This is a genomic window from Methylobacterium sp. J-092, assembly GCF_022829325.1.
Classification (GTDB): Bacteria; Pseudomonadota; Alphaproteobacteria; order Rhizobiales; family Beijerinckiaceae; genus Methylobacterium.
This window is the reverse complement of record NZ_JAKSXU010000141.1, coordinates 91,810-102,881: the sequence shown is the minus strand read 5'-3', so window position 1 is coordinate 102,881 and position 11,072 is coordinate 91,810. Positions and strand designations below refer to the sequence as shown.

Annotated in this window: 11 protein-coding genes; 9 read left to right on the top strand and 2 right to left on the bottom strand. The window is 69.7% G+C overall.

Going from position 1 to position 11,072, the window contains the following annotated elements; translation table 11 throughout:
- Positions 1 to 355 precede the first annotated feature (355 nt).
- The 9 genes from MKK60_RS17920 to MKK60_RS17880 all read left to right on the top strand — a co-directional run bounded on the left by MKK60_RS17920 (position 356) and on the right by MKK60_RS17880 (position 10,140).
- Positions 356 to 1,216, top strand: a complete 861-nt coding sequence (locus tag MKK60_RS17920) for an NADP-dependent methylenetetrahydromethanopterin/methylenetetrahydrofolate dehydrogenase (RefSeq protein WP_147726359.1) — start codon at positions 356 to 358, stop codon at positions 1,214 to 1,216.
- Between the two features lie 17 nt (positions 1,217 to 1,233).
- Entirely contained in the window at positions 1,234 to 1,860 is a 627-nt protein-coding gene (gene fchA / locus MKK60_RS17915) for a methenyltetrahydrofolate cyclohydrolase (protein WP_243987922.1), read from the top strand.
- 243 nt (positions 1,861 to 2,103) lie between these two features.
- Positions 2,104 to 3,276 carry a malate--CoA ligase subunit beta gene (locus MKK60_RS17910; protein ID WP_243987920.1) on the top strand — a complete coding sequence of 391 codons (1,173 nt, stop codon included), beginning with the start codon at positions 2,104 to 2,106 and terminating at the stop codon, positions 3,274 to 3,276.
- 29 nt (positions 3,277 to 3,305) lie between these two features.
- Positions 3,306 to 4,196: a succinate--CoA ligase subunit alpha gene (gene sucD, locus MKK60_RS17905; protein ID WP_147726362.1), complete on the top strand. Its 891-nt coding sequence runs from the start codon at positions 3,306 to 3,308 to the stop codon at positions 4,194 to 4,196.
- A gap of 179 nt (positions 4,197 to 4,375) precedes the next feature.
- The gene (locus tag MKK60_RS17900; RefSeq protein WP_243935665.1) at positions 4,376 to 7,135 is read left to right on the top strand and encodes a phosphoenolpyruvate carboxylase; all 2,760 of its coding nucleotides are present in this window, start codon (positions 4,376 to 4,378) and stop codon (positions 7,133 to 7,135) included.
- Between the two features lie 140 nt (positions 7,136 to 7,275).
- Positions 7,276 to 8,250, top strand: a complete 975-nt coding sequence (locus tag MKK60_RS17895; protein WP_147726364.1) for an HpcH/HpaI aldolase/citrate lyase family protein — start codon at positions 7,276 to 7,278, stop codon at positions 8,248 to 8,250.
- Positions 8,251 to 8,425: 175 nt separating this feature from the next.
- Complete coding sequence (locus tag MKK60_RS17890; protein WP_147726365.1) at positions 8,426 to 8,860, top strand: GlcG/HbpS family heme-binding protein; 435 nt, start codon at positions 8,426 to 8,428, stop codon at positions 8,858 to 8,860.
- Between the two features lie 288 nt (positions 8,861 to 9,148).
- Entirely contained in the window at positions 9,149 to 9,868 is a 720-nt protein-coding gene (locus tag MKK60_RS17885; protein WP_243987916.1) for a cache domain-containing protein, read from the top strand.
- Between the two features lie 95 nt (positions 9,869 to 9,963).
- Positions 9,964 to 10,140, top strand: a complete 177-nt coding sequence (locus MKK60_RS17880; protein WP_187274652.1) for a hypothetical protein — start codon at positions 9,964 to 9,966, stop codon at positions 10,138 to 10,140.
- Between the two features lie 112 nt (positions 10,141 to 10,252).
- Here the strand turns inward: MKK60_RS17880 and MKK60_RS17875 are convergent, their stop codons facing one another.
- Positions 10,253 to 10,648: a hypothetical protein gene (locus MKK60_RS17875; protein ID WP_243987908.1), complete on the bottom strand. Its 396-nt coding sequence runs from the start codon at positions 10,646 to 10,648 to the stop codon at positions 10,253 to 10,255.
- 117 nt (positions 10,649 to 10,765) lie between these two features.
- On the bottom strand, positions 10,766 to 10,972 hold the full coding sequence (locus MKK60_RS17870; RefSeq protein WP_147729737.1) for a hypothetical protein: 207 nt from the start codon (positions 10,970 to 10,972) through the stop codon (positions 10,766 to 10,768).
- Positions 10,973 to 11,072 lie beyond the last annotated feature (100 nt).

Below are 11,072 nucleotides of genomic sequence, written 5' to 3'. Positions count from 1 at the left end.
GGAGCGGAGGAACCCCATCGCGAGGGCGCACGGGGCCTGAGACAGGAAGGAGCCGATGCAGATCCGGGGCGACAAGCTCGTCGACAACGCGGAAGCATTCGTCGCCGGCAAGCCGCACAACGTGGTCTAGGTCGACCTCTCCCGCCCCGCGCTGCGGGGGAGGGTGGGCCGAGCGTCAGCGAGCGGCGGGAGAGGAAAGCCACGTCTCCGAACGTCGCGCTGCCCCTCTCCCGACCCGCTTCGCGGGCCACCCTCCCCCGCAGAGGGGGGAGGGAAGGCTGAGCGACAGACGAGCCCGGACCCAATTTCCAACACGAACGCCATCCGCGCCGAGACGCGGGCGAGAGGACGCACCATGAAGAAGCTTCTGTTCCTGTTCGACACCGATGCGATGCCGTCCGTATTCGACACCGTCGTCGGCTACGACGGCGGCGCCGACCACATCACCGGCTACGGCGGCGTGACGCCCGAGAACGTCGGCGCGCTCGTCGATGGCACGATCTACACCCGCGGCGGCTCGGAGAAGAAGTCGACGGCGATCTTCGTCGGCGGCGGCAACATGGCGGCCGGCGAGGCGGTGCTCGAGGCGGTGAAGAAGCGCTTCTTCGGCCCGTTCCGCGTCTCGACCATGCTCGATTCCAACGGCTCGAACACCACCGCCGCCGCCGGCGTCGCTCTGGTGGCGAAGGCCGCCGGCTCGCTCGAGGGCAAGAAGGCCGTGGTGCTCGCCGGCACCGGCCCGGTCGGCATGCGCTCGGCGGCGCTGCTCGCCCAGGAGGGCGCCGAGGTCGTCCTCGCCGCCCGTCAGCTCGACCGCGCGCAGGCGGCGGCGGACGCCGTCAACAAGCGCTTCGGCGTCGCCGTGACGGCGGCCGCGACCCCGGACGAGGCCTCGCGCGCCGAGATCGTCAAGGGCAAGAACCTGGTGTTCTCGGCCGGCGCCATCGGCATCGAGCTGCTGCCCGAGTCGGCCTGGAAGGACGAGGCCTCGATCGAGTTCGTGGCCGACTACAACGCCCAGCCGCCGCTCGGCTTCGGCGGCATCGACGCCATGGACAAGGGCAAGGACCGGCACGGCAAGAAGTCGTTCGGCGCACTGGGCATCGGCGGCCTGAAGCTGAAGCTCCATCGCGCCTGCGTCGGCCAGCTCTTCGACAGCACCGAGCAGGTGCTGGATGCCGAGGAGATCTACGCGCTCGCCAAGAAGATGGCCTGAACGGGGGAGTGGGGCGCATGGCCGAGCACGATACGATCGCGACCTTCCTCGACGGGCTGGCCAGCGCCGCCCCGACCCCCGGCGGCGGCGGTGCCGCCGCCATTTCCGGCGCCATGGGCGCGGCCCTGGTCTCGATGGTGTGCAACCTCACCATCGGCAAGAAGAAGTACGTCGAGGTCGAGGCCGAGCTGAAGGACATGCTCGTCCAGTCCGAGGCGCTGCGGGCGCAGCTCACCGGCATGATCGCCGAGGACGTCGCCGCCTTCGACGCGGTGATGGGGGCCTACGGGCTGCCCAAGGCCACCGACGACGAGAAGGCGGTCCGCGCCGAGGGGATCCAGGCGGCGCTGAAGGTGGCGACCGACGTGCCGCTCGCCTGCTGCCGCGCCTGCCGCGCGGTGATCGACCTCGCCGAGGTCGTCGCCGACAAGGGCAACCTCAACGTCATCTCGGATGCCGGCGTCGCCGTGCTCTCGGCCCATGCCGGGCTGCGCAGCGCGGCGCTGAACGTCTACGTCAATGCCAAGGGCCTCGACGACCGCGATTTCGCGCAGGCGCGCCTGACCGAGCTCGAAGCGCTGCTCGGCGATGCCGGCCCGCTCAACGATAAGGTCTACGACGTGGTCAAGGCCAAGGTGAGCTGACGCGAAGCCCGATGGCGGTCCCCGATCGGCGGCGATCGGGGACCGCCATCGGGCGAATTGCGAAGTCGGGAAACGATCGTCGCCAGAAGATTGTGCGACGCAACAAGAAGACCGCAAGCATTCCTTCGCCGATCAAGGCGAACTCAATGAGAATGCAAAAAAATTTAATGCGACACTGCTCTCCCCCAAAGTAAAATGAGGGCGTAGAAACGCAGCCAAGAACAGTACCGAAGGAGGCGCCCGATGGACGTGCACGAGTATCAGGCCAAGGAGCTGCTCGCGAGCTTCGGCGTCGCGGTTCCCAAGGGCGCCGTCGCCTTCAGCGCCGATCAGGCTGTCTATGCCGCGACCGAGCTCGGCGGCTCGTTCTGGGCGGTGAAGGCTCAGATCCATGCCGGCGCCCGCGGCAAGGCCGGCGGGATCAAGCTGTGCCGGACCTACAACGAGGTCCGCGACGCCGCCCGCGAGCTGCTCGGCAAGCGCCTCGTCACCCTGCAGACCGGGCCCGAGGGGAAGCCGGTGCAGCGGGTCTACGTCGAGACCGCCGACCCGTTCGAGCGCGAGCTGTATCTCGGCTACGTCCTCGACCGGAAGGCCGAGCGCGTCCGCGTGATCGCCTCCCAGCGCGGCGGCATGGACATCGAGGAGATCGCGGCCAGCGAGCCCAAGGCGCTGATCCAGGTGGTGGTCGAGCCGGCCGTCGGCCTGCAGCAGTTCCAGGCCCGCGAGATCGCGTTCCAGCTCGGCCTCAACATCAGGCAGGTCTCGGCCGCGGTGAAGACGATCATGAACGCCTACCGGGCTTTCCGCGACTGCGACGGCACCATGCTGGAGATCAACCCGCTCGTCGTCACCAAGGACGACCGCGTGCTGGCGCTCGACGCCAAGATGTCGTTCGACGACAACGCGATGTTCCGCCGCCGCAACATCGCCGACATGCACGACCCGTCGCAGGGCGACCCGCGCGAGGCCCAGGCCGCCGAGCACAACCTCAGCTACATCGGGCTCGAGGGCGAGATCGGCTGCATCGTCAACGGCGCCGGCCTCGCCATGGCGACCATGGACATGATCAAGCACGCGGGCGGCGAGCCGGCGAACTTCCTCGACGTCGGCGGCGGCGCGAGCCCCGAGCGCGTCGCCACCGCCTTCCGCCTCGTCCTGTCGGACAAGAACGTGAAGGCGATCCTCGTCAACATCTTCGCCGGCATCAACCGCTGCGACTGGGTCGCGGAGGGCGTGGTCCAGGCGGCGCGCGAGGTGAAGATCGAGGTGCCGCTGATCGTCCGGCTCGCCGGCACGAACGTCGAGGCCGGGCAGCGCATCCTGGCCGAGAGCGGGCTCGACCTGATCACCGCTGAGACCCTGTCGGAGGCCGCGCGCAAGGCCGTCGAGGCCTGCAACGGCACCAAGCACTGACGTCCGTGAGATAAGCGAAGGATACCGCCATGAGCATTCTCATCGACGAGACCACCCCGATCATCGTCCAGGGCATCACCGGCGACAAGGGCACCTTCCACGCCAAGGAGATGAAGGATTACGGCGCCAACGTCGTCGGCGGCGTCACCCCCGGCAAGGGCGGCAAGACCCATCTCGGCCTGCCGGTGTTCAACACCGTCAAGGACGCCGTGGAGGCGACGGGCGCCACCACCTCGATCACCTTCGTCGCCCCGCCCTTCGCCGCGGACGCGATCATGGAGGCGGCCGATGCCGGGCTGAAGCTGGTCTGCTCGATCACCGACGGCATCCCGGCCCAGGACATGATGCGGGTGAAGCGCTACCTGATGCGCTACCCCAAGGACCGCCGCACCATGGTGGTCGGCCCCAACTGCGCCGGCATCATCTCGCCCGGCAAGTCGATGCTCGGCATCATGCCGCCGCACATCTACCTGAAGGGCAACGTCGGCGTGATCTCGCGCTCGGGGACGCTCGGCTACGAGGCCGCCTCGCAGATGAAGGCGCACGGCATCGGCATCTCGACCTCGGTCGGCATCGGCGGCGACCCGATCAACGGCTCGTCCTTCCTCGACCATCTCGCGCTGTTCGAGCAGGACCCGGAGACCGCGGCCGTGCTGATGATCGGCGAGATCGGCGGCCCGCAGGAGGCCGAGGCCGCGGCCTGGATCAAGGCGAACTTCTCGAAGCCCGTGATCGGCTTCGTCGCCGGGCTCACGGCGCCGAAGGGCCGCCGCATGGGCCATGCCGGCGCGATCATCTCGGCCACCGGCGACAGCGCGGCCGAGAAGGCCGAGATCATGCGGTCCTACGGGCTGACTGTGGCGCCCGATCCCGGCTCGTTCGGCGACACCGTCGCCGAGGTGATGCGGCGGGCGGCGTAGCGCCCGAAGCGCGAACCTGAAGCGCGGGTCCCCTCTCCCGTTCGGGAGAGGGACAGGGTGAGGGGCGTGACCTCTCCGGAATGACCTAGCCCCTCACCCCGACCCTCTCCCGCTCGGGAGAGGGGGCCGCGCGGTGCCACCCCCGCCAAAATGATATCCGCCCCAGGTGGCTTGATCCGATGCCAAAGACCCTTCACGCCTCCCTCGGCCATGCCGACGAGAACGCCTTCGCCCCGCCGGTGATCACCGGCACCTCGTCGAAGGAAGCCCTCGACATCCTGTTCCACGCGCTGCTCGACGTGGCGCGGCGGCACGAGCCGGAGCTGGAGGCCGTGCTGCACGGCACCGCCGACATCTCGACCTTCACGCCCGAGATGCTGGCCCGCGCGCTCCAGGTGCAGGGCATCTGGTTCCAGCTGCTGTCGATCGCCGAGCAGAACGTCGCCATGCGCCGGCGCCGGCACGTCGAGCGCACGGAGGGCCGCTCGGCCCTCGGCGGGTCCTTCGCCAAGGTGCTGGCGGAAGCCTCGGCCGGCGGCATCCCCGCGCCGCAGATCCATGCCCTGCTGAAGGACCTGCGCATCCGCCCGACGATCACCGCCCACCCGACCGAGGGCAAGCGCGTGACCGTGCTGGAGAAGTTCCGGCGCATCTACCTCGTGCTGCGCGAGCTCGAGTTGCCGCGCTGGACCACGCGCGAGCGCAACGGCCTGATGAACGAGCTGCGCGACCAGATCGAGCTGGTCTGGATGACCGGCGAGCTGCACCTGGAGAAGGCCACCGTCGAGCGCGAGGTCTCCTGGGGCCTGCACTTCTTCGACGAGACCTTGTTCGAGATGCTGCCGGAGGTGGTCTACTCGCTCGAGGAATCCCTGGCGCAGTACTATCCGGACGAGAAGTTCGAGGTGCCGGCCTTCTTTCAGTTCGGCTCCTGGATCGGCGGCGACCGCGACGGCAATCCCTACGTCACCGCCAGCGTCACCCGCGAGACGCTGAAGTGGAACGCGCTCGCCTCGCTCAGGCGCTACCGCGACGGCGTGCTTCATCTCGGCCGGGTGCTGTCGCTCACCGAGCGCTCGATGCCGGTGCCCGAGACCTTCCGGGCCGAGCTGGCCCGGGCCCTGTCTGAGAGCGGCGACGCCAAGGCGATCGCCGGCCGCAACCCCGGCGAGGCCTATCGCCAGTACCTGTCCTGCATCCTGCGCAAGATCGAGGCGACGATCCGGCGCAACGAGGGCGGCCGCACGAGCGGGCCGGACTACCCGAGCGCCGACGGGCTGATCAACGACCTGCGCACCCTGGAGCAGGGCCTCGCGGACGCCAAGTGCACCTCGCTCGCCACCGACCTCGTGCGGCCGGTGCGGCGCATGGTCGAGATCTTCCGGTTCTCCACCGTCCGCCTCGACCTGCGCGAGAACACCACCCGCACCACGAAGACGCTGCACGCGCTCTACGCCCGCCAGAGCGGCGGCAAGGCGCCGCCGGACCTCGAGTCGCCCGAGTGGAAGGCCTGGCTCGTCGCCGAGCTGGCGCGGCCGCGGACCGGCGAAACCTCGTTCGAGGGCCTGCCGGACGACGCTCGCGAGACCCTGGCCACCTTCGCGCTCGTCGGCGAGATGCGCGACACCCTCGACCGCGAGGCGTTCGGCGCCTTCGTCCTGTCGATGACCCGCTCGGTGCCCGACATCCTCGGCGCCTACCTGCTGGCCAAGGAGGCCGGCCTCTACCTCGACGCCGCCGGCACCGAGATCTGCCCGCTGCCGATCGTGCCGCTGTTCGAGACCATCGAGGACCTGCGCGCCGCGCCGGCGATCATGAAGGAGCTCGTCGGCATCCCGGTGGTCCGCCGCTCCACCCGCTGGCAGGGCGGCGTGCAGGAGGTGATGATCGGCTACTCGGATTCGAACAAGGACGGCGGCTTCGTCGCCTCGAACTGGGAGCTGTACAAGGCGCAGGCGAAGCTGACGGCGCTCGGCAAGGAAGCCGGCGTGCCGATCGCATTCTTCCACGGGCGCGGCGGCTCGGTGAGCCGCGGCGGCGTGCCGACCCAGCGCGGGATCGACGCGCAACCGCCTGGCTCGATCAACGGCCGCTTCCGCACCACCGAGCAGGGCGAGGTGGTCTCGTTCAAGTACGCCAACCGCGGCACCGCCGCCTACCAGATGGAGCTGCTGGCGGCCTCCGTGTTCGAGCACGCGCTGCAATCCGAGCGGCAGCGCGCGAACCAGCCCCGGCACGAGTTCGACGATGCGCTGGAGGCGCTGTCGGGCGCCTCGCGCGCGGCCTACGTCAACCTGCTCCAGGCCGACGGCCTCGTGGACTACTTCCAGGCCGCGAGCCCGCTCGACGAGATCGCGCTGCTCAACATCGGCTCGCGCCCGGCGCGGCGCTTCGGGGCGAAATCGCTGAGCGACCTGCGCGCGATTCCCTGGGTGTTCGCATGGTCGCAGAACCGACACGTCGTCACCGGCTGGTACGGCGTCGGCTCCGGCATCCGCAGCTTCCTCGACGTGCGCGGCGACCAGGGCGAAGCGCTGCTCAAGCGCCTGTTCCAGGAATGCCGGCTGTTCCGCCTGATCCTCGACGAGGTCGAGAAGACGCTGCTCATGGTCGATCTCGGCATCGCCCGGGATTACGCCGGCCTCGTCGCCGACCCGGAGATCCGCGACCGCATCTTCGGGATGATCGAGGCCGAGTACGCGCTGACGCGCGAGATGGTGCTGCGGATCACCGGCGGGCGGGAGCTGGCCGAGCGCGCGCCGCTGTTCCGCGACCGTCTCACCGGCCGCCTGCCGACGATCAACCAGGTCGGCCGCGAGCAGGTCGAGCTGCTGCGCCGGTTCCGCGCCGAGACCGACGAGGACAAGCGCGAGGCGGTGAAATCCGCGCTCCTGCTCTCGATCAACTGCATCGCCGTCGGCTTCGGTGCGACCGGCTGATGCAAACGTATCGCCTAGGCCTGTCGCCGAGAACGCACAGGCCCATGTTGAAACCGACGGTTCGGGCGGCCTAGCTGAGCCCGCGCTCTGACGGCGGCACCGCAAGCCGCCCGACTTCCCAGGGAAACAGGAGACCCCCCATGAGCTTCACCCTCGTCCAGCAGGCCACCCCGCGGCTCCACCGCTCCGAACTCGCGGTGCCAGGCTCGAACCCGACCTTCATGGAGAAGTCGGCCACCTCGAACGCCGACGTGATCTTCCTCGACCTCGAGGACGCGGTCGCGCCGGACGACAAGGAGAAGGCCCGCACCAACATCATCGCTGCCCTCAACGATATCGATTGGGGCTCGAAGACCATGATGATCCGCATCAACGGTCTCGACACCCACTACATGTACCGCGACGTGGTCGACATCGTCGAAGCCTGTCCGCGCCTCGACATGATCCTGATCCCGAAGGTCGGCGTACCGGCCGACGTCTACGCGATCGACGTGCTGGTGACGCAGATCGAGCAGGCCAAGAAGCGCGAGAAGAAGCTCGGCTTCGAGGTGCTGATCGAGACCGCGCTCGGCATGGCCAACGTCGAGGCGATCGCGACCTCCTCGAAGCGCCTCGAGGCGATGTCCTTCGGCGTCGCCGACTACGCCGCGTCCTGCCGCGCCCGCGCCCAGGTCATCGGCGGGGTGAACCCCGATTACAGCGTGCTCACCGACAAGGACGAGAGCGGCAAGCGCGAGACCCACTGGCAGGATCCGTGGCTGTTCGCCCAGCAGCGCATGCTGGTGGCCTGCCGCGCCTACGGCCTGCGCCCGATCGACGGCCCGTTCGGCGACTTCTCCGATCCCGACGGCTACACCTCCGCGGCCCGGCGCTGCGCGTCGGCCGGCTACGAGGGCAAGTGGGCGATCCACCCCTCGCAGATCGACCTCGCCAACGAGGTGTTCACCCCGTCCGAGGCCGAGGTCACCAAGGCGCGCCGCATCCTCGTGGCGATGGAAGAGGCCGCCAAGGCCGGCCGCGGCGCCGTCTCCCTCGATGGCCGCCTGATCGACATCGCCTCGATCCGCATGGCCGAGGCGCTGATCGAGAAGGCCAACGCGATGTCGGCCAAGTAGGCCGGCAGAGGCAGGCCGACCGACGCGATCGATCCGCGGCCGCCCCGGGACATCCGGGGCGGCCGTCCTTGTTCTCGGCACCGGGCGCAACCTCGGCCGTTGTCGATCGGTATCCCCGCCGAGGCTGCGGGGACGACGCGCCCCGGTCCGGCGGCGCCATCAGGGAGATGACACCATGCACGTCACCATCGAGCAGGCGGAGACCGCGATCGCCGCCGCCAAAGCCAAGGCCGCCGAACTCGGCACGCAGATGTGCATCGCCGTCGTCGATTCCGGCGGAAACCTGAAGGCGTTCTACCGCATGGACGGCGCCTGGGTCGGCTCGATCGACATCGCCCAGAAGAAGGCCAAGACCTCGGTGTTCTTCGGCATGATGACCGGACAGATCGGCGCGCTGTCGCAGCCGGGCGGCCCGCTCTACGGCATCGAGCACTCGAACGACGGGCTGATCACCTTCCCCGGCGGCATCCCGATCGTCGACGCGGACGGCGAGATGTCGGGCGCCATCGGCGTCAGCGGCTCGACCGTGGAGAACGACCACGTGGTGGCCGAGGCCGGCGCCAGCACGATCGGCAAGACCGAGCTGCCGGCCCACCCCTGGCGGACCTGAGCCGCGCCACGGCCACGCCGATGCCCGGCGCCGAGGGCGCGACCCGCGGACGGGTCGCGCCGCTTCGGCCCGCAAGAGATGCGCCGGCGCCGGCGCGCGCCGGTCTACTGTTTTCGCGCGTTTCGAATGCTCGATTTCGCTCTTGAAGATTCGACGAAATCGATGGAAGCTGCCGTCCATCCCGGCTGCTTCGACCATGACTTGTCGAGCTACGGATCCATCTGCAACGGACGTGCGCACGCCTTACCGCCGCGCGCGGGCCTTCGCTTGATCGTCGAGGCGCGACCGATGGCATTGCTTCGCTCCGTAGTCGCTGCGTCCCTCCTCGCCGCGATCGGGTTGGCGGCGACGCCCCAGCCCGGGCGCGCCTGCGGCGACGGGGAGGCGCCGGTCTCCTGCGGCGATGCCGGCTCGGAAGCCTCCGCCAAGTGGATGCTGAAGCACGTCGTCGCGGCGATCGCGGCCGACGCGCCGGCGGCGCTCGCGCATTTCACCAAGGGGGAGGCGGGGTTCCGCACCGCCGACACCTACGTCTTCTGCGTCGGGCCGGACGGCGTGATGAGCGCGCATCCCAACCCGATCCTGCAGGGCCAGAACGTGCGCGACCTGCACGACAGCAACGGCACCTACTTCATCCGCCGGATGTTGGAGACGGCCAAGGCCGGCACGGTCGCCGAGATCCGCTACCTGTTCCCTAAGCCGGGCAGCACCGTCGCGCTCCAGAAGACCACCTACTACACCCGCGCCGGCGACCAGGTGTGCGGCGTCGGCGTCTACGATTCGGACGGGGCCGGGCCGGCGGACAGCCACGTCGCCCGGATGGCGCAGCTGCGCGACCGTCTCGACGCCGAGATGCCGCCGGCGCTGCGCGGGAACTGGACCGCCTTCCTCGAAGCGCTGAACGCCGAGACCGGCGCCAAGGCCGCGGCGATGGCGAAGGCGCGGGCCGGCCTGCAGGCGGCCGAGGCCGCGCTGGCGCCGCCCCCACCGACCGCGCCGGACGACTGATGCGGGCCCGCGCGCGAGGAGGCCCGCACACCAACGGTTAAGCCTGTCGACCTATCACCGAGCATCCCTCATGCGTCGTGCCGGGAGAGGCGCCGTTGACCCGTGACCAAGTCGCCACCGCAATCCGGCGCCTCGCCGCCTCGCAGGTCGAGGACATCGAGCGTGCCGTCAAGGACGGGCACAAGACGATCGCGCTGAACGAGCTGGCGGACCTGAACCGCCAGCTCAAGGCCTTCGCCGCCGCCCTCAAGAAGGCGCCGGTCCGGGCGTGACGTCGATCCCGTGATCCCTGGATCGCAGGATGATCGTCGACACGGCGGGACGTCGCGTTTTCCGCTACGGAGATCTTATTCATCTCAGGCGGGGGCGTCCTCGCGCCCCGGGCTACCAGCGCGAGCCGCCCCAACCGCGATCCGGGATGTCGACCGGCGGCCGCGGCGGGCGATCGAAGACGACCGGGCGATGGGGGCCGTCGTCGTATCCGCCCGGCTCGTCGCAGACCCGGACACGGCGCACCACCTCCTCGCCATAGGCGTCGATGCGGCGCTTCACGAAGCTGCGGCAGCGCTCGGGCGGCTCGAAATCCGGGCCGGCGGTGAAGCGCGGGCGGCGGAAGGCCGGCTCGGGCGGGGGCGGCTCCCGGTGGGCGTAGCCGCCGTATTCCGGGTGCGGCGGCGGATAGGGCCCGTCGAAATCCGCGGCCCGTGCGGCGCCGACGGAGGCTTGGCCCGCAAGGACGAACGCGCAGAACCCGGCAAGACGGAAACGGTGGAGCGACACGACATGTCCTCGCGCAATGCGTGGCCGGCGGCCATCGAAGCCCGGAGGATGATCGAGGGAGGCTGAACCGTTCGCGAGCGGACGCGTCGGGATCCGTTCAGCTTCGGTCCGCGGCGGTCACAGGTCCTTCGGCACCGTGCCGCGAACGGCACAGCGCCACTTCGCGACGTGGAGGTCGGGGTGCGCCGCCTGCCATTCGGCGAGGACGCTCTGGGCGTGGCGCAGGCAGATGAACGGGTTGCTGCCCTCGTAGGACATCGGGATCTGGTCGTCGTGGCACTGCGTCGGTTGCGACAGCAGGCAGGCGGACAGCAGGATCAGCATCGGCAGGACGTCCTCGCAGGGCCCCGGCTCCGCGGCCGGGTTGAGAGGATCTTAAGACGACGCCGAGGTCCGTGGGAAGTGATGCGGCGAGGACGGCACG

What these genes read in the sequence shown, in the direction of transcription:
- MKK60_RS17920 (WP_147726359.1), top strand. Translation starts at nt 356, where the DNA reads ATGAAGAAGCTTCTGTTCCTGTTCGACACCGATGCGATGCCGTCCGTA.
- fchA (WP_243987922.1), top strand. Translation starts at nt 1,234, where the DNA reads ATGGCCGAGCACGATACGATCGCGACCTTCCTCGACGGGCTGGCCAGC.
- MKK60_RS17910 (WP_243987920.1), top strand. Translation starts at nt 2,104, where the DNA reads ATGGACGTGCACGAGTATCAGGCCAAGGAGCTGCTCGCGAGCTTCGGC.
- sucD (WP_147726362.1), top strand. Translation starts at nt 3,306, where the DNA reads ATGAGCATTCTCATCGACGAGACCACCCCGATCATCGTCCAGGGCATC.
- MKK60_RS17900 (WP_243935665.1), top strand. Translation starts at nt 4,376, where the DNA reads ATGCCAAAGACCCTTCACGCCTCCCTCGGCCATGCCGACGAGAACGCC.
- MKK60_RS17895 (WP_147726364.1), top strand. Translation starts at nt 7,276, where the DNA reads ATGAGCTTCACCCTCGTCCAGCAGGCCACCCCGCGGCTCCACCGCTCC.
- MKK60_RS17890 (WP_147726365.1), top strand. Translation starts at nt 8,426, where the DNA reads ATGCACGTCACCATCGAGCAGGCGGAGACCGCGATCGCCGCCGCCAAA.
- MKK60_RS17885 (WP_243987916.1), top strand. Translation starts at nt 9,149, where the DNA reads ATGGCATTGCTTCGCTCCGTAGTCGCTGCGTCCCTCCTCGCCGCGATC.
- MKK60_RS17870 (WP_147729737.1), bottom strand. Translation starts at nt 10,972, where the DNA reads ATGCTGATCCTGCTGTCCGCCTGCCTGCTGTCGCAACCGACGCAGTGC.